The sequence below is a fragment of the Citrobacter sp. RHBSTW-00524 genome, from assembly GCF_013747755.1.
GTDB classification, from domain to species: Bacteria; Pseudomonadota; Gammaproteobacteria; order Enterobacterales; family Enterobacteriaceae; genus Citrobacter; species Citrobacter braakii.
This window is the reverse complement of record NZ_CP056421.1, coordinates 4,815,640-4,831,791: the sequence shown is the minus strand read 5'-3', so window position 1 is coordinate 4,831,791 and position 16,152 is coordinate 4,815,640. Positions and strand designations below refer to the sequence as shown.

The 16,152-nt window shown below is 56.0% G+C and carries 17 protein-coding genes and 1 pseudogene; 2 read left to right on the top strand and 16 right to left on the bottom strand.

What is annotated here, in order from left to right; all coding sequences use genetic code 11:
• Nucleotides 1-7: 7 nt before the first annotated feature.
• The 15 genes and pseudogenes from phnO to HV229_RS23140 all read right to left on the bottom strand — a co-directional run bounded on the left by phnO (nt 8) and on the right by HV229_RS23140 (nt 11,186).
• A complete protein-coding gene (gene phnO / locus HV229_RS23210; RefSeq protein ID WP_046274567.1) occupies nt 8-442 on the bottom strand; it encodes an aminoalkylphosphonate N-acetyltransferase in 435 nt (144 codons plus the stop codon).
• A complete protein-coding gene (gene phnN, locus HV229_RS23205) occupies nt 429-983 on the bottom strand; it encodes a ribose 1,5-bisphosphokinase (protein WP_016155392.1) in 555 nt (184 codons plus the stop codon). The genes phnO and phnN overlap by 14 nt, the downstream gene beginning before the upstream one ends.
• A 2-nt stretch (nt 984-985) precedes the next feature.
• On the bottom strand, nt 986-2,122 hold the full coding sequence (gene phnM / locus HV229_RS23200; RefSeq protein ID WP_016155393.1) for an alpha-D-ribose 1-methylphosphonate 5-triphosphate diphosphatase: 1,137 nt from the start codon (nt 2,120-2,122) through the stop codon (nt 986-988).
• A complete protein-coding gene (gene phnL, locus HV229_RS23195) occupies nt 2,119-2,805 on the bottom strand; it encodes a phosphonate C-P lyase system protein PhnL (protein ID WP_047499592.1) in 687 nt (228 codons plus the stop codon). The genes phnM and phnL overlap by 4 nt, the downstream gene beginning before the upstream one ends.
• A gap of 115 nt (nt 2,806-2,920) precedes the next feature.
• Nucleotides 2,921-3,679 (bottom strand): phosphonate C-P lyase system protein PhnK, encoded by a 759-nt coding sequence (gene phnK / locus HV229_RS23190; RefSeq protein WP_181546497.1) that lies wholly within the window; start codon nt 3,677-3,679, stop codon nt 2,921-2,923.
• The gene (phnJ, locus tag HV229_RS23185; RefSeq protein ID WP_233628854.1) at nt 3,676-4,467 is read right to left on the bottom strand and encodes an alpha-D-ribose 1-methylphosphonate 5-phosphate C-P-lyase PhnJ; all 792 of its coding nucleotides are present in this window, start codon (nt 4,465-4,467) and stop codon (nt 3,676-3,678) included. Before phnJ ends, phnK begins: the two co-directional genes overlap by 4 nt.
• A 46-nt stretch (nt 4,468-4,513) precedes the next feature.
• Nucleotides 4,514-5,581 carry a carbon-phosphorus lyase complex subunit PhnI gene (locus HV229_RS23180; protein ID WP_065554800.1) on the bottom strand — a complete coding sequence of 356 codons (1,068 nt, stop codon included), beginning with the start codon at nt 5,579-5,581 and terminating at the stop codon, nt 4,514-4,516.
• Nucleotides 5,581-6,165, bottom strand: coding sequence for a phosphonate C-P lyase system protein PhnH (phnH, locus tag HV229_RS23175; RefSeq protein WP_003031824.1), 585 nt, complete (start codon nt 6,163-6,165; stop codon nt 5,581-5,583). Before phnH ends, HV229_RS23180 begins: the two co-directional genes overlap by 1 nt.
• Nucleotides 6,162-6,614 carry a phosphonate C-P lyase system protein PhnG gene (phnG, locus tag HV229_RS23170; RefSeq protein WP_095715476.1) on the bottom strand — a complete coding sequence of 151 codons (453 nt, stop codon included), beginning with the start codon at nt 6,612-6,614 and terminating at the stop codon, nt 6,162-6,164. The genes phnH and phnG overlap by 4 nt, the downstream gene beginning before the upstream one ends.
• The gene (phnF, locus tag HV229_RS23165) at nt 6,615-7,340 is read right to left on the bottom strand and encodes a phosphonate metabolism transcriptional regulator PhnF (RefSeq protein ID WP_016155477.1); all 726 of its coding nucleotides are present in this window, start codon (nt 7,338-7,340) and stop codon (nt 6,615-6,617) included.
• 20 nt (nt 7,341-7,360) lie between these two features.
• Nucleotides 7,361-8,140 (bottom strand): phosphonate ABC transporter, permease protein PhnE, encoded by a 780-nt coding sequence (phnE, locus tag HV229_RS23160; protein ID WP_016155398.1) that lies wholly within the window; start codon nt 8,138-8,140, stop codon nt 7,361-7,363.
• A 105-nt stretch (nt 8,141-8,245) separates the two neighbouring features.
• Nucleotides 8,246-9,262 (bottom strand): annotated as a pseudogene (phnD, locus tag HV229_RS23155) (phosphonate ABC transporter substrate-binding protein).
• Between the two features lie 80 nt (nt 9,263-9,342).
• Nucleotides 9,343-10,131, bottom strand: coding sequence for a phosphonate ABC transporter ATP-binding protein (gene phnC, locus HV229_RS23150; protein ID WP_181546495.1), 789 nt, complete (start codon nt 10,129-10,131; stop codon nt 9,343-9,345).
• A 133-nt stretch (nt 10,132-10,264) separates the two neighbouring features.
• Complete coding sequence (yjdN, locus tag HV229_RS23145) at nt 10,265-10,711, bottom strand: VOC family metalloprotein YjdN (protein WP_016155401.1); 447 nt, start codon at nt 10,709-10,711, stop codon at nt 10,265-10,267.
• Between the two features lie 139 nt (nt 10,712-10,850).
• Nucleotides 10,851-11,186 carry a zinc ribbon domain-containing protein YjdM gene (locus tag HV229_RS23140; RefSeq protein ID WP_003031835.1) on the bottom strand — a complete coding sequence of 112 codons (336 nt, stop codon included), beginning with the start codon at nt 11,184-11,186 and terminating at the stop codon, nt 10,851-10,853.
• A 539-nt stretch (nt 11,187-11,725) separates the two neighbouring features.
• Between HV229_RS23140 and crfC the strand changes: the two genes are divergently transcribed.
• Both crfC and HV229_RS23130 read left to right on the top strand, forming a co-directional pair.
• Entirely contained in the window at nt 11,726-14,083 is a 2,358-nt protein-coding gene (gene crfC, locus HV229_RS23135; RefSeq protein ID WP_181546493.1) for a clamp-binding protein CrfC, read from the top strand.
• Complete coding sequence (locus HV229_RS23130) at nt 14,080-14,973, top strand: diguanylate cyclase regulator RdcB family protein (RefSeq protein ID WP_016155403.1); 894 nt, start codon at nt 14,080-14,082, stop codon at nt 14,971-14,973. Before crfC ends, HV229_RS23130 begins: the two co-directional genes overlap by 4 nt.
• A gap of 30 nt (nt 14,974-15,003) precedes the next feature.
• Here HV229_RS23130 and kdgT read toward each other — a convergent pair whose 3' ends face one another.
• Nucleotides 15,004-16,002: a 2-keto-3-deoxygluconate transporter gene (kdgT, locus tag HV229_RS23125; RefSeq protein ID WP_016155482.1), complete on the bottom strand. Its 999-nt coding sequence runs from the start codon at nt 16,000-16,002 to the stop codon at nt 15,004-15,006.
• Nucleotides 16,003-16,152 lie beyond the last annotated feature (150 nt).

Genomic DNA, 16,152 nt, shown 5'->3' with positions numbered 1-16,152 from the left:
CTCCCCCCTACAACGGTTTGGTGAAGCGAAAATGGCTCATGGTATAGCCTTCGCGCTGGTAAAAGCGGTGCGCGTCAAGGCGTTGGGTACTTGTCGAAAGCTCGGTTATTTCTGCGCCCGCTTCGCGCGCGGTGGCTTCAGCCCAGGCCAGTAACTGACTACCCACTTTTAGTCCTCGTGCCTGTGGCATCACCACCAGTTCCTGGATCTCGCCAATCCAGTTGGCGTGGTGCAGATGAAACTGCAGGTGCAGACCGATCAAGCCGACGACCTGTCCGTCGAGCAGCGCCAGCTGGTAGTGCATATTGGGATCTTGCAGATTTGCGGCGTAGCCGGCGCTAAAGGCCTGCAGGTCGAATTGGCCCTGTTTCAACTCACAGATAAGCGCGTAAACCGCATCGGTATCGTATAGCGTGGCGCGGCGTAATTCACAGACAGACATGTTTCTTCTCCTTGCGTCCCATCAGTGTGAGCAGTGTATCGACAGACTGTAGCAAACTTCCATCATTGTTCAGGACGTGGCAGTCATACGGCGTGTAGCGTGCCGCACGTTCAAGGCGGGCAGCGATTTCCGTTTCGCTCTCCCGCCCACGTGCCTGCAGGCGCTGGCGTAGAATGGCCGGGGAAACCTGTAAGCAAATGGGAAGTAAAGAAGCGCCGTAACGGGCCTGCGCCTGGGGCAGATGCGCGCGCGAGCCATTGACCACCACATCAAAACCGGCGTGCAGCCAGAGGTCAATCTCTACGCCGACGCCGTAATAGAAGCCGTTGGCATGCCAGCTCAGCGCCAGCAGGTTCTGCCCGGCGCGGGTAAAAAACTCTGGTTCGCTGAGGGCAATATGGTTTTCATTCCCGGCGTTGGCGGCGCGGGTGATGTAACGGTGCGCCACCAGCAGTTGCGCAGGTTCCTGCTGGCGAAGTTCTGCCAGTAGACTGTCCTTACCGGAGCCGGACGGCCCCATCAGCCAGATCAGTTTCCCCATAGTCAGAATACCCTTTTGCCCTGACGCCAGACGTGGTCGATATGGATGTGATCGCCTTTGCGATGCGCCAGCACCAGATCCGCGCGTTTACCTTCGGCTACAACGCCACGATCGTCGAGATTTAATGCCCGCGCCGGATTGCGGGTCACCAGACGAATGGCCTGCGGCAGCGTAAAGCGGTTGGCGTCATCGTCTGCCACGCGAAATGCCGCATCGAGCAGGCTGGCGGGGTAGTAGTCGGAGGAGAGAATATCCAGCAGCCCCAGCTCAGCCAGCTTATGCGCCGCAACGTTGCCGGAGTGAGAACCGCCGCGCACGATGTTGGGCGCGCCCATCAGCACGTTCATGCCATGCTGGCGCGAGGCCTCTGCGGCGGCAAAGGTAGTAGGAAATTCGGCGATCACGCTGCCAAGTTGATGCGATTCCAGCACATGATCGCAGGTGGCATCGTCATGGCTCGCCAGCGCTATCTGGCGCTCACGACACATCTGAGCAATCGCCGTGCGGTTGGGTTGCGACCAACGTGCAGCCAGAGCTAACTGTTCTTCTTCGTAGCGGGCCATTTGCTCGTCGGTAAGTGAATACTTGCCCTGATAGTACTCGCGGTACTTCTCGCGATTGGCAAACTGACGCTGGCCGGGGGAGTGGTCCATCAGCGATACCAGCGTCACCGGCTCACGACTGACCAGTTTTTCAAACAGCGGTAGGGTGGTGTGATGCGGCAGCTCGCAGCGCAAATGCAGGCGGTGCTCGGCGCGATTGACCCCGCGCTTTTGCGTCTCTTCCACCGCGTTGATCATCTTCTCCAGATTTTCCAGACGGTCACCGCCGTCGCGCACATCGCCAATCGCCACCGCGTCCAGCACGGTGGTAATGCCGCTGGCGACCATCAGCGCGTCGTGGCTGCTCATCGCCGAGTGGGCGGGCCAGTCTACCTTCGGGCGCGGGGTGAAAAACTTGTCGAGATTGTCGGTATGCAGCTCGATAAGCCCTGGCAGCAGCCAGCCGCCTTCTCCGTCCATCGCTTGGGCCAGTTGGCTCTGACTTTCGGCAAAGGCGCGGATCGTTCCGCCCTCAATTTCCAGCGATCCTTGCACCACTTCATCTTCCAGCACCAGCTTTACATTATTGATAATCATGCTGTTGTTCCCATCAGGTGCAGGCGATCCGCGACGCGGTCGCGCACGGTTTGATCGTGAAAAATGCCGACAATTGCCGCGCCGCGGGCTTTCGCTTCTTCAATCAATGCGACGACGGCGGCGCTGTTTTTGGCGTCCAGCGAGGCGGTGGGCTCATCGAGGAGTAGAATCGGGTAATCGACGATAAACCCTCGGGCGATATTGACGCGCTGCTGTTCGCCCCCGGAAAACGTCGACGGCGCCAGATGCCACAGCCGCTCCGGTACGTTCAGGCGGGTAAGCAGGTTAGCCGCTTTGGCTGCGCACTCCTCGCGCGACACGCCGAGATCCAGCAGCGGCTGCATCACCACATCCAGCGCAGAAATCCTTGGGATCACGCGCAAGAACTGGCTGACCCAGCCGATGGTTGAACGGCGAACTTCCAGCACTTTACGCGCCGGAGCCTGCACCAGATCGACCCATTCGCCGCTGTGGCGGATGTGGATGTGTCCTTCATCCGGCAGGTAGTTGGCGTACAGCGAACGCAGCAACGTGGATTTGCCGCTGCCAGAGTGACCGTGCAGCACCACGCATTCGCCGTTTTTAACTTCCAGCGTGGCGTCTTGCAGCACCGGCAGACGCACGCCGTTTTGCTGATGCAGTACAAAGGTTTTACTGACGTTTTCAACGCGGATCGCGTTCATTTTTAGCCTCTTTAAGCATTTTTGCGTTCGATTGCCTGATGGCGCTTCGCTTATCAGGCCTACAACCGATGCCGATCCGTAGGCCGGTCGCGAAGCGCCACCCGGCAAGACAAAATCAGTTTTGCAAAACAGACGACACCAGCAACTGGGTATACGGATGATGCGGGTCGTCGAGTACGCGGTCGGTTAACCCACTTTCCACCACCTGACCCTGCTTCATCACCAGCAAACGGTCGGCCAGCAGGCGCGCTACGCCCAGATCGTGGGTGACAATAACCACTGCCAGATCCAGTTCCACCACCAGGCCGCGCAGCAGGTCCAGCAGTTTGGCCTGTACGGAAACGTCCAGACCGCCGGTGGGCTCGTCCATAAACACCAGTTTGGGATGGGTGACGAGGTTGCGGGCGATCTGCAGTCGCTGCTGCATGCCGCCGGAAAAGGTGGTTGGCAGGTCGTCGATACGCGAGGCCGGGATCTCCACTTCCTCCAGCCAACGCTGCGCGGTTGCACGAATGTCGCCGTAGTGGCGCGCCCCGGTGGCCATCAGGCGTTCGCCGATATTGCCGCCAGCGGAGACCTGACGGCGCAGGCCATCCAGCGGATGCTGATGCACCACGCCCCATTCGGTGCGCAGCAGACGGCGACGGTCGGCCTCGTTCATGCCGTACAGCGAATGGTTCTGATACAAAATCTCACCGCTCTGCGGCGTTAGTCGTGAAGAGATCGATTTCAGCAGCGTGGTTTTGCCGGAACCGGACTCGCCGACGATACCCAGCACTTCGCCAGGCCACAGGTCAAAAGAGACATCGCTGAAGCCCTTGCCCGGCGCGTAGAGATGGGTCAGGTTGTTGACTGAAAGCAGCGGTTGCGTCATTTGCTGAGGGCCTCACTCTGTTGGCGGCAGTAGTCGGTGTCGGAGCAGACAAACATGCGTTTGCCGGTGTCATCGAGCACCACTTCATCGAGATAGCTGTGGGTTGAGCCACAGATGGCGCAAGGCTCATCCCAGCTCTGCACGGTAAACGGGTGATCGTCGAAATCGAGGCTTTCCACGCGGGTGTAAGGTGGAACGGCATAGATGCGTTTTTCGCGGCCTGCGCCAAACAGTTGCAGGGCCGGCATCATGTCCATCTTCGGATTGTCGAATTTTGGAATTGGCGACGGGTCCATGACGTAGCGGTCGTTAACCTTCACCGGATAGGCGTAAGTGGTGGCGATATGGCCGAAGCGGGCGATATCTTCATACAGTTTCACCTGCATGATGCCGTACTCTTCCAGCGCGTGCATGGTGCGGGTTTCCGTTTCGCGCGGCTCGATAAAGCGCAGCGGCTCGGGGATCGGGACCTGGAAGATAATGATCTGGTCTTCCACCAGCGGCGTTTCCGGGATGCGGTGGCGGGTCTGGATCAGCGTCGCGTCTTTCGTGCGCTCGGTGGTGTTCACCCCGGTCACGCGTTTAAAGAAGTTGCGAATCGACACGGCGTTAGTGGTGTCATCCGCGCCCTGGTCAATTACCTTCAGCACGTCCGGCTCGCCAATCACGCTGGCGGTGAGCTGAATGCCGCCGGTTCCCCAACCGTAGGGCATCGGCATTTCACGTCCGCCAAACGGCACCTGGTAACCGGGGATCGCCACCGCTTTCAGAATCGCGCGACGGATCATGCGTTTGGTCTGCTCATCAAGATACGCAAAGTTGTAGCCGGAGAGGTTAGTGGTCACGGGTGGCCTCCTGTTGCAGGCGTTTGAGCAGTTCCAGCTCGGCCTGGAAATCGACGTAATGGGGAAGTTTGAGGTGCGAAACAAAACCCGCCGCCTCGACGTTATCCGCATGCGCCAGCACGAACTCTTCGTCCTGCGCCGGTCCCGTGACCGATTCATCGTATTCGGCTGCCTGTAGGGCGCGGTCCACCAGCGCCATCGCCATCGCTTTACGTTCGCTCATGCCGAACACCAGCCCGTAGCCGCGGGTAAAATGGGGGGATTCGTTTTCTGGCGCGACAAAACCGTTGACCATTTCACATTCGGTCATCAGCAGTTCACCGACGTTCACCGCAAATCCCAGCTCTTCCGGTACGGTTTCCAGTGCCACATAGCCGCTGCGAATTTCGGCGGCAAACGGGTGATTGCGCCCGTAGCCGCGTTGGGTGGAGTAGGCCAGCGCCAGCAGATATCCCTCATCGCCGCGCATCAATTGTTGCAGGCGTGAAGCGCGTGAACAGGGGTAAACCGGTGGCGTGCGGGTAATGTCGTCGGGCGTGGCACCATCATCCTCTTCACGCTTTGCCAGTCCCTGGTTGGCCAGCAGGGAAAAGACGTGCGGAGAGGCGTCCTGCGCGTCGTCTGCGCTGCGCAGGGGTGGCGTTTCGCCATTGGCCAGCAGGGTAAAATCCAGCAGGCGATGGGTGTAGTCATAAGTGGGACCTAACAACTGCCCGCCGGGAATATCCTTGTAGACCGCAGAGATTCGGCGCTCAAGGCGCATTTCTGCACTGTTAACCGGTTCGCTGACCGCCACCTTTGCCAGCGTAGTGCGGTAGGCGCGGAGCAAAAAGATGGCTTCGACGTTATCGCCGCTGGCCTGCTTCAGCGCCAGCGCGGCCAGTTCTCGGTCGGCGATGCCGCCTTCGGTCATCACCCGGTCGACGGCCAGGTTCATCTGTTGTTCGATTTGCGCCACGCTCAGTTCAGCAATGGTCTCATCGCCCCGGCGTCGGTTTTCCTGCAGGGCGTGGGCGTTGGCTATCGCCTTTTCGCCCCCTTTGACGGCGACGTACATCAGCACACCTCCACATGGGTAGTTCGCGGAATAGCCAGCAGGCGTTCGCCGCAGGTGAGGATCAGGTCGACCCCCAGCGGGAACGGATGCGGGCGTTCGGTGAGTTCGTGAATCAGGCATTCCGGTAGCTGTGGCGCGATCATGCGCTCTTCAGCGATACCGGCGCCGGTCAGACGCAGCATGCGTCCACCGCTTAAGCCAGAGACCTGCACAATCAGCGTGGCGCTGGTTTCTGGCGCGACGGCGGAACCAGCGGAGAGGGCGTTAAGCTGTTCGCTGCTGATGCGTTCGTCGGCGACGGCAAAGGCCGCCAACTGCGGCTGATCCACCAGCGGCGCGTTGGTGTGAAAACGCAGATTCTGCCGGGCGATATCGTTATCCATCGACGGCGCAAGCCATACCGGCGTGTCGCCATCGACCAGGGTCAGTAGCACGCTGGTGGTTGCCAGGCCCAGTGGCTGCCAGCCGTGTTTCAGTTGATGCAGGGCGACGATCACGCCCGGCTCACTCATGGCCTTCAGCAGGCGACGAAAGCTCTGCTGAGCATCCTGAACGGGTAAATTAAAAGCGGTTTGTAAGGTCATGCGTTATCTCCGCGTACCAGCGTGAAGAAGTCGACCCGGCTGGCGTTGATTTCGGCACGGCGTGCGCTAATCAGCGCATCGCGTTCCGCTTCCAGCGGGGCAATTAAGGTTTCCATTAGGCTCTGGAAATGCGTTTGTTCCTGCAGCAGTGCGTCAATGACCGCACACTGCTCGGCGTGTTGTTTGTTGCGGCCCAGCAGGTAGCTGTAGCCCAGCGTGCCGCTCTTCAGGCGTACCACTGCGCGGGTAAGCGTGGTATCACCGGCAAAGAAGCGGTTGCCGGTGCCGCCCATGCGAGCCTGGAGCTGCATCAGTCCGCTTTCCGGTGCGCGGATAAGTTCATAGTCTGGCGTCAGTTTGAGCGCGTGGATGCGGGCGTTCAGGGCATCGGCATTGCTGTAAGCCAGCGCGCGCATCCAGCGCTGGCGGGTCGCGGTATCGAAATGCATTCAGTGCTCCATAGTGAATTCGATCATGTCGGCGCGGGTCAGGCTGACGGAGTATTCCGCCGCGTGTTCTTCGCCTTCACGGTGGTTCAGGGTGCGCACGCACAGCAGCGGCGCCATATTGGGGATTTCCAGCACTTTGCTCTCTTTAGCCTGTGCGCGGCGGGCGCTGATGCGCGTTTGTGTGCGCAGGAGCGTCAGACCGGACTGTTCGCGCAGGTAGTCGTGCAGTGAGCCGTTGTTAAAGCCCTGCAGCAGCGGCCATAGCGTGAGGTCGGAAAAATAGTGGTCGATCTGGCACAGTGCGATACCGTTTACCCGGCGCAGGGTGCGCAGATGAATCACGTTATCGCCCTCGTTAATGCTGAGCGCATCGGCAATGTGGCTGGAGGCCGGGCGCAGAACCGCCAGCAGTTTTTCGCTGGTGGGGTGGCTGCCCTGGTCCAGCAGGTTCTGGCTAAAGCGCGCCTGGGCATTAAGCGGGTAATCGAATGGGCGCATCAGCACCAGTACGCCGACGCCCTGGCGACGCTGGACCCAACCACGCTCAACCAACTGGTCAATAGCGCGGCGCAGGGTGTGGCGGTTTACCTCGTAGCGCGCGGCAAGCTGATGCTCGGCGGGCAGATAGTCACCGCAGCGATAATGATGACGAAGCTCCTGCTCAAGTCTCGCGGCAATTTCCTGATAACGCGTTGGATAACTGGTCGGATGTGTAGACAAGTGCATAGCAATCAATGCCTCGCTAATCAGATAAAGTGCTTACGCAAACGCTGGGAAAGGAAATCCAGCAGGCTGACGGTGACGATGATTAACACCATCAGGGCGCAGGTTTGCTGGAACTGAAAGCCGCGAATCGCCTCCCATAAAGTCACGCCAATACCGCCCGCCCCCACCATTCCGACCACCGTGGCCGAGCGGACGTTGGATTCAAAGCGATATAGCGAGTAGGAGATAAGCAGCGGCATGACCTGTGGCAGAACGCCGTACAGAATCTCTTCAATTTTGTTGGCCCCAGTGGCGCGAATGCCTTCTACTGGACCAGGCTCAATGGCTTCTACCGCTTCCGAAAGCAGCTTGGAGAGCACCCCGGTGGTGTGGATAAACAGTGCCATTACCCCGGCGAACGGACCTAAACCCACGGCGACCACGAACAGCATGGCGAAGACCATTTCATTGATGGCGCGGCAGGCGTCCATCAGGCGACGCATCGGCTGGTAAATCCACCACGGTACGAGGTTATCGGCGCACATCAGGCCAAAGGGAATCGACAGCACAACGGCGAGGGCGGTACCCCAGACGGCAATTTGCAGGGTGACGGCCATTTCACCGAGATAGTCCTGCCACTGACTGAAGTCTGGCGGAAAGAAGTCGGCGGCGAAGGTCGCCATATTGCCGGAATCCTGGATCAGCGTGAGCGGAGCCATTTCGGCACCTTTCCACGAGACCACCAGCACGGCGAGAAGAATGGCCCAGCTCAGCAGTGAGAACCAGCTACGTTTGGGCGGGGCGACGGTGATGGTTTGCATGTTTAGCTCCGTGCGTAGGTTTATCGCCGGATGGCAGCTCTTGCGCCTTATCCGGCCTACAGAACATCGTCTGCCCGGTAAGCGAAACGCCACCGGGCATCAGGTTTACTGCACCGCTTTAGTCACGCTGGTCATGGCGCCCAGGGCGGCGGTCAAACGGTCAAGGTCGTCGAGCTGCGCTTTCAGCGCCGAGGTTTTGCTGGTTTTCTCTTCCTCGTTCAACCCTTTGTTGCCCTTCACGCCCTGCATCTCTTTAAACAGCGCCAGTTGGCGAATCGGTACCAGTTGCAGGTCGCTGGAGGCACGGAACGGTGCCCATCCCAGGCGTTCCAGTACGGTTTTCTGTTCCGGCGTTTTGCCGTAATTCATAAAGAAGTCGTACACCTTGTCCTTGGTGGTTTCGGAGAGGTTTTTGCGCCAGACGATCGGATCGCCCGGGATCAGCGGTGACTTCCAGATAACCTTCAGCTCTTTCAGTTTTTCCGGCGCGGAGGTTTTCAGCTTGTCGAGGTTTTCGGTGTTGTTGGTGGCGACATCGACCTGTTTGTTGGCGACGGCCAGCGCGTTGGTTTCGTGTCCGGCGTTAACGGTGCGTTTGAAGTCGCTGGCGGAGATGTTGTTTTTGGCGAAGACGTAGTAACCGGGGACGAGGAAGCCTGACGTTTAGTTGGGATCGCCGTTGCCGAATGTCAGATCCTTACGTTTGGCGATCAGATCGTTCAGGTTGTTGATCGGACTGTCTTTGTTAACGATCAACACGCTCCAGTATCCCGGGGAGCCGTCGGCAGCCACGGTTTGGGCAAACACTTGTCCGTTAGCGCGATCCACCGCTTCCATTGCCGAGAGGTTGCCGTACCAGGCGATATCAACTTTGTTAAAACGCATTCCCTGAATGATCCCGGCGTAGTCCGGGGCGAAGAAGGCGTTCACTTTCACGCCCAACGATTTTTCCATGTCCTTTAGGAACGGTTCCCACTGTGGCTTCAGGTTTTGCTGTGATTCGGTCGAAATAATGCCAAAGTTCAGCGCTTTTTCTTGCTCTTCGGCCTGCGCCGGGCTGAACAAGGTGCTGATGCTGAACATGCTGGTAAAGGCCAGCGCGGCAACGGTCTTATAGCTCATGTTGTTTCCTTAATTAGTCTTTGTTCCAGGCTATTTCACTTGCCAGCCTGGCTGCGCCAATAACGCCTGGTTTTTTAGAACTATGCAGCCTGCGCGTTCTGTTCGACGCGGTTCATGCTGCGGTAGAGATGGTCAAAACGATCGTTATCAAAATGCTGGCTGCTGCCATCAAAGAAGACGTTGCCCTGACGAAGCGCGACAATGCGTTCGCAGTAGCGCAGGGCGTAATCCACCTGATGCAGCGTGACGACCACGGTGATGCCGTCGGTCTGGTTAATGTCGCGTAGGGTGTCCATCACGATGCGTGCGGATTCCGGGTCCAGCGAGGCTATCGGCTCGTCGGCAAGGATCACTTTGGCTTGCTGCATCAGCGCGCGGGCAATCGCCACGCGCTGCTGTTGCCCGCCCGAAAGCGTGGAAACGCGCTGGTATGCAAAGTGCTCCATGCCAACGCGGGTCAGCGCCTGTAATGCACGCTGTTTCTGTTCCTGGCTAAACCAGCTAAAACAGGTGCGCCAAAACGGCGTGCTGCCGAGTGCGCCAATAAGGACGTTTTCCAGTACCGTCAGGCGGTTAACCAGATTGAACTGCTGGAAGATGTAGCCGGTGTGGGCGCGGCTTTTGCGGATATCGCGCGCCAGGCGGCCTTCATGTTGAACGGTGCGACCCAGCAGTTCGACGTGGCTACCCGGGGATTTATCACCGACGATCAAACCGCTTAAATGACGTAAAAGGGTGGATTTGCCGGAGCCAGACGGCCCAAGCAGAGCCACCATCTCACCGGAACAGATGTTCAGATCAACCGCATTGAGCGCCTGATGTTGATTGAAGGACTTGGAGAGTTTTTCGACGCGAATAATCGTTTGCATGATGCGGCCTCCCTTAAAAAAGTGGCCCCATCGTGGCGGATCAATGTGACGTTTTCGTTAAGGGATGGTTACTTGGTGATGAAGAGTTGAGCGATTTTTGATGACAGTACGGGAGGGCTGGCCTCCCGTTGGATTACTCTGTAGGTTGCTGCTGTTTGACGACGTTGATCATCCACGGCACGCCATACCGATCGCTCACTTTACCGAAACCATGAGCCCAGAAGGTTTCCTGCCAGTCCATTTCGATTTTTCCGTTTGCTGCCAGGTTATCAAACCAGCGTTTGCCTTCGTCGACGTTTTGCGTGTCGAGTACCAGCGTAAAGCCAGAGTAGTGGGCATTTCCGTCGGGGGCGCTATCGCTCATCATGATGTCGCTGCCCGCAACGCGCAGGTTGGCGTGGGCAATGGCGGTATCGGGGAATTTCATGCCTGAAGGGCAACCCTCTTCGCTGTTCTGCGCCGGTTTGGGCATTTCACCGAAGTTGATTTTGTAGAGTAGCTCAGCGCCTAATGTTTTTTGGTAGTAGGCGATAGCATCAGCGCAGTTGCCTGCGAAGGAGATATAGGGACTTAACGGCATAATCTTTACCTCAGGTAAAAGAAACCAGTTAAGTGTAGTTATCGTCTGCAAAAATAAGCCAGGCGGGAAGTATGAGCTTCCCGCCTGGCAGATGAGCTGGCGTCGGCCTGATTGACGTAGCGCCATCAGGCCATTTGCATCAGTTCTTTTTCACAAACTCAGATTTCAGCTTCATTGGGCCAAAGCCATCGATTTTGCAATCGATGTTGTGGTCGCCTTCAACCAGACGGATGTTCTTCACTTTGGTCCCGATCTTCAACATGGAAGAGCTACCTTTTACCTTCAGGTCTTTCACTACGGTAACGCTGTCGCCGTCAGCCAGCAGGTTGCCGTTGGCATCTTTAACGATCAGTTCGTCGCTGTCCTGAGCCGGTTCAGCATCGTTCCATTCGTGAGCGCATTCCGGGCAGATGAACATGCCGTTATCTTCGTAAGTGTATTCGGAGTTGCATTGTGGGCAGTGTGGTAATGACATGTGGATTTCCTCAAAAGTCAGCAGGGGCAAATGCGCCCAAAAATGGCAGATTGCCGAAAAAGGCCGCAATTATACATAAAATCCCTGCTTTTGTCGGGACTACTGCGTGATTATGCAAAATGATCTGCTGTAAAGACCCTTTGCTTTTACCTCAATGAAAGTATGGCGGAATATTTTTTAAGGGAAATTGCTACGCTTAGGTATTTAAGATAAGGTGAGGCGAAATATCTGATATTCATAGGTAACGTTGCTTACGGATGCCTAAGCCATTGTGATTGAATATCATTGACCCCCTTAATTTTAGTAGGGGGATTACGCGGGTATTTTTTAAAACTGAACTACGCTGTTTATCTTTCTTACTTATTACATAAGTGAGAGGCATCCGGCCAGCGGTTATACACCAAATTTATTTTAATAATATCAGTTGGTTGTTTTGATTTTAATTATTTCTACACGTAATTATAAAAGCCAAAAAATCTATAAATAAAACGATTGGGCTAAATAAAAGTAATGCCATTTGCGTTAAGGAAGAATTTTCCATGCACACACAGACAATATATGAATTAAGTCAGGAAGCGGAACGCTTGCTGATGCTCTCGCTTGAACATCTCAGGCAATTGCAAAAATTGCCTATGACGTCGTTGGATGATGTCGCGCTAAAACAAGGAGAGCATAGCAGACAGGTGGTTCAGCCCCTGCATTTCAGCGCGCGTGGCATGGATGTCCAGCAGGCAACGCTCAATAATGAACTGCGTAAGATTACGCGTCTGGAAATGGTGCTGGCGATTGTCGGTACCATGAAAGCGGGAAAATCGACGACGATTAACGCGATTGTGGGGACCGAAGTTTTACCTAATCGTAATCGTCCCATGACGGCGCTACCAACGTTAATTCGCCATACGCCGGGGCAGAAAGAGCCGGTGTTGCATTTTTCACATGTCACGCCTATCGATGCCTTAATGAAGGTTTTACAGCAGCGCGTACGCGATTGCGATCGCCAGCGTCTTACGCAGACTCTGGAAATTGATAAGGATATGAATGTTCTGCTGCAGCATATTGAAAACGGCGTGGCATTTGAGCGGTATTATCTTGGCGCACAGCCTATTTTCCATTGCCTTAAAAGTCTGAATGACTTGGTGCGTTTGTCAAAAGCACTGGAAGTGGATTTTCCTTTTGCCGCCTATGCCGCGATTGAGCATATTCCGGTTATCGAGGTCGAATTTGTCCATTTGGCCGGTCAGGCGAGCTATCCTGGGCAATTAACCCTGCTGGATACGCCGGGGCCGAATGAGGCCGGGCAACCGCATCTACAAAAGATGCTGAATGAACAGCTGGCGCGGGCTTCTGCGGTACTGGTGGTGATGGATTACACCCAACTGAAATCGATTTCCGATGAAGAAGTGCGCCACGCTGTCATGGCGGTCGGCAAGTCAGTGCCGCTGTATGCGCTGGTGAACAAATTCGATCAGAAAGACCGCAACAGTGACGATGAAGAGCAGGTGCGGGCATTAATTTCCGGCACGCTGATGCAAGGTGGGATTGCCCCGGAGCGAATCTATCCGGTTTCTTCGATGTGGGGGTATCTGGCGAACAGGGCGCGTCATGAGCTGATGGCTCGCGGGCGGCTGCCGGATCACCAGGTGCAACGTTGGGTACAGGATTTTGCCGAAGCGGCGCTTGGCCGACGCTGGTGCACCAACGATCTTGAGGATACGGAGCACATCCGCCATGCAGCCGATCTGTTGTGGGAGGATTCACTGTTTGAGCAGCCGATCCAGAAAGTGATTCATGCCGCTTACGCCAATGCTTCGCTGTATGCGCTACGCTCAGCGTCGCATAAGTTATTGAACTATGCGCAAAGCGCGCACGAATATCTGGAGTTTCGCGCCCATGGGTTAACGGTTGCCTATGAAAAACTGCGGCTGAACATCACGCATATTGAAGAGGATATGCAGCAGTTAGAAGTGAGTCAGGGGCGGGTGAGTGATGAAGTCAGTCATGAGGTCGAGCTGGCGCTGGAGGCTGCCGCGGCCTATCTCAATGAGCAACAGACTGAGATTCTGTGCGGCATCAACACGTTCTTTATCAAAGAAAATGTCCTGATGATGTCACAACATGGCCAGGGGGCTGGCGTTTCCTCGGCAGAAATGGCCGGAGAAATGCTGGTGTTGCACGATGAAGGGCAGGCGAAAATCGTGCTGGATAAAATGCGCTCGTCCTGTGAAGTTGTCTTGCTGGCAGCGCAGGAAAGCATCAGTCGGGATTTAGCTCTGCGCTTTGAACAGCTTGAGTCGACGCTGTCCCGGGCGCTAAATGACGCCATGCGCCCCATTGAGCAGCGGGTGAAAGAGGAGCTGAACCACGCTGGTTTTCGTGCGCGGATCCGTTTTCCGGCGTTTCATGCGGCGATGTTTAATTTCAACACCCGCCAGTTGTTCAACGAGGCCATTGAGCAGGATATTCCGGCGGAAAATGCGCCGTCAACTGGCGGTGTGGTGCGTGATACCTTCTCTCGCTGGTTGAATCAGCCCAACTGGGGATGGAATGAGTACGTCGAAACAAAAACGCGTTATCTCATTGATATGGGCGCACTGCATAAGAACCTTGTGCACTATGTCACCCAGTTTTGCCAACAAATTCGTAAAGCTTTAGCTGCGCAGGTCGATATTTCCGTTACGGCAGGTATGGCCACGTTTTTTGCTGATTTTTCACTGTGTTTGACGCAATTACAGGCGAGCCTGCGTGAGAGTTTGACCCTGCGCCAGCAAAATGAATCTGCGGTGAATGCCTTGAACGAACAACTGCAGCATCGCATTACGACTGCGGCATGGCTTTATGAAGATTCGCGCTTGCTGCGCGACGATATCAATACCCTTTTTGCAACCGAGCACACATGACTAACGTGTTACTGGAAGGCCCCGGGCGGACGCTGGAGTGTGTCTACCCGAAGTTTATGGTCGATCTGGTTCAGGGAGATGAAACCAAACGTTCCGGCGGTTTTCTGCAGCAGCAGCAGCGGCTGCGTGCGCGCCTGACGCAGGAGGTGCTATCCCAGACGCAACTGCGAGCATGGGTGTTGGCAGGCGTGTCCAGCGAGCATCTGGTGATGCGTCTAAAACTGGTGGAAAAACTGGCGGGCATGATCGATCCGGGCCATCTGGCGCTGGTACGGATCGCCGAAGGGTTGATGTTTTTACAACAAACCGAACATCCGCGTGGACTCTCCACGCCCGGTCTTCTGCAGCAGATAAATTCACTCGCTGACTGGTTTACCCAGCGCGGCGCTTATAAAGAGAAGGCGGTGACGCAACGCGGCCTGACGGTGCAAGCGGGCGAACATAGCGAGCAAATTTTTACCCGCTGGCGGGCTGGCGCGTATGACGGCTGGTCGTTACCTGGGCGCTGTTTTGTGGCGTTAGAGGAGCTGCGCTGGGGAGCCTTTGGTGACGCCTGCCGGTTAGCAAATGCCGATGTGGTGTCAATGCTAAAAGACAACCTGCGAACGATGGCTGCTCAGGCGCTGGCAGACAGCGTGAATGCGGCCCCCGCCACGCGTCATTACTATCATCATTGGCTCAGCACGCCGGTTGTTGGCGGCTCGGGTGAGCACAACGATATGTTGAGCTGGCTCGGGGACTGGTGCGATGCGCAGCGTCATCCGGTGAGCTGGTCGGTGACGCAGCGTTGGCAAAATGTGGCGTTGGGCATGCCGAGATTGTGTTCGGCGAAGCGGCTGGTTGATGCGATGGTTGAGGAGATTTTTGCACCGTCCCCGCTCATCAATTGAGCAGGAACGGTGAGTGGGATAAAGGCAGGTTTAGTGGTGCAGGGAGTCTGCCGGGGTAGCCGCCGTCTCATTGACGACCGGGTTTTTATTAAAACGTTTGGCATACAGCGCGGTGATAATCGGCACCAGAATCGCGGTGACTATCACGCTGGCGGCAACCAGCGCCGTAGCGGATGCGGCAACCGGTTCAAATGCCGGGTTAATCTGGGCGATAATCACCGGGTTTGCCACTGCAGCGCCTGCCGCAGAAGAGGCTGCTACGCCTGCCGTACCGTTCCCGCCACCAATAACGCGGTCAGCAATAATCAGCGGAATACCGGTGATGACGATAACCGCGACGCCCAGCAGGATGCCCAGCAGACCCGTATCAACGATGACGCTCAGGTTAATCGTGTTGCCCAGCGCGAAGCCGAAGAACGGGATCAGCACCGGCGTGGCTTTGCTGAAGAAGGAACGCAGATCGTGATCCAGGTTACCCAACGCAAAACCAATCAGGAACGGTAATACCGCGCCGACAAAATGGTGTGGTTCGAAGGAAGCCAGACCCGCGGAGCCGAGGATCACCATGGTCATTAACGGACCGGATTCCAGAGACATCAACACAAATGCGCCAGACTCTTCTTTGGTTCCGTACTGGTTCATCAGGCTGGCGTACAAACCGCCGTTGGTCATGTCCATCGCTGAAACAATTGCCAGTACCGAAAGACCGGCAAAGAACCCGGTTTGAATACCGGTATCAGGAATAAATGAAGCAGCAATCATTGCCACTACCCATGCCACGGCTATTTTAGTTAATACCAGTGTGCCGGATTTGCGTAATACCGTGCCGGTTGCCCGTAAATCAATAGATGCACCGATACAAAAAAACCACACTGCCAGAATCGGCACCGTTCCGCTGATCATTCCTTTGGTAAACGAACCGAAATACGCGCCGGTATCCGGAGCTAACGTATTTAACACTGCGCCTAATAACAGAGGAATCAACATCATTCCGCCAGGGATGCGTTCAATCGTGGCTTTAATTTTCATAAGCGTCCTCATCTCTTGTCGCAGGTAATACACGCGCAAGGAAATAAAAATTAATAAATTCAAGTGTTTATTGGTGTTTCTTAACAAAGAAAACAGCTATCTCTTTGTTTTATAAAATCTAACGCGGCATACGTTGAGCGTGTTGCTGCT

What these genes read in the sequence shown, in the direction of transcription:
- phnO (WP_046274567.1), bottom strand. Translation starts at nt 442, where the DNA reads ATGTCTGTCTGTGAATTACGCCGCGCCACGCTATACGATACCGATGCG.
- phnN (WP_016155392.1), bottom strand. Translation starts at nt 983, where the DNA reads ATGGGGAAACTGATCTGGCTGATGGGGCCGTCCGGCTCCGGTAAGGAC.
- phnM (WP_016155393.1), bottom strand. Translation starts at nt 2,122, where the DNA reads ATGATTATCAATAATGTAAAGCTGGTGCTGGAAGATGAAGTGGTGCAA.
- phnL (WP_047499592.1), bottom strand. Translation starts at nt 2,805, where the DNA reads ATGAACGCGATCCGCGTTGAAAACGTCAGTAAAACCTTTGTACTGCAT.
- phnK (WP_181546497.1), bottom strand. Translation starts at nt 3,679, where the DNA reads ATGACGCAACCGCTGCTTTCAGTCAACAACCTGACCCATCTCTACGCG.
- phnJ (WP_233628854.1), bottom strand. Translation starts at nt 4,467, where the DNA reads ATGATCCGTCGCGCGATTCTGAAAGCGGTGGCGATCCCCGGTTACCAG.
- HV229_RS23180 (WP_065554800.1), bottom strand. Translation starts at nt 5,581, where the DNA reads ATGTACGTCGCCGTCAAAGGGGGCGAAAAGGCGATAGCCAACGCCCAC.
- phnH (WP_003031824.1), bottom strand. Translation starts at nt 6,165, where the DNA reads ATGACCTTACAAACCGCTTTTAATTTACCCGTTCAGGATGCTCAGCAG.
- phnG (WP_095715476.1), bottom strand. Translation starts at nt 6,614, where the DNA reads ATGCATTTCGATACCGCGACCCGCCAGCGCTGGATGCGCGCGCTGGCT.
- phnF (WP_016155477.1), bottom strand. Translation starts at nt 7,340, where the DNA reads ATGCACTTGTCTACACATCCGACCAGTTATCCAACGCGTTATCAGGAA.
- phnE (WP_016155398.1), bottom strand. Translation starts at nt 8,140, where the DNA reads ATGCAAACCATCACCGTCGCCCCGCCCAAACGTAGCTGGTTCTCACTG.
- phnC (WP_181546495.1), bottom strand. Translation starts at nt 10,131, where the DNA reads ATGCAAACGATTATTCGCGTCGAAAAACTCTCCAAGTCCTTCAATCAA.
- yjdN (WP_016155401.1), bottom strand. Translation starts at nt 10,711, where the DNA reads ATGCCGTTAAGTCCCTATATCTCCTTCGCAGGCAACTGCGCTGATGCT.
- HV229_RS23140 (WP_003031835.1), bottom strand. Translation starts at nt 11,186, where the DNA reads ATGTCATTACCACACTGCCCACAATGCAACTCCGAATACACTTACGAA.
- crfC (WP_181546493.1), top strand. Translation starts at nt 11,726, where the DNA reads ATGCACACACAGACAATATATGAATTAAGTCAGGAAGCGGAACGCTTG.
- HV229_RS23130 (WP_016155403.1), top strand. Translation starts at nt 14,080, where the DNA reads ATGACTAACGTGTTACTGGAAGGCCCCGGGCGGACGCTGGAGTGTGTC.
- kdgT (WP_016155482.1), bottom strand. Translation starts at nt 16,002, where the DNA reads ATGAAAATTAAAGCCACGATTGAACGCATCCCTGGCGGAATGATGTTG.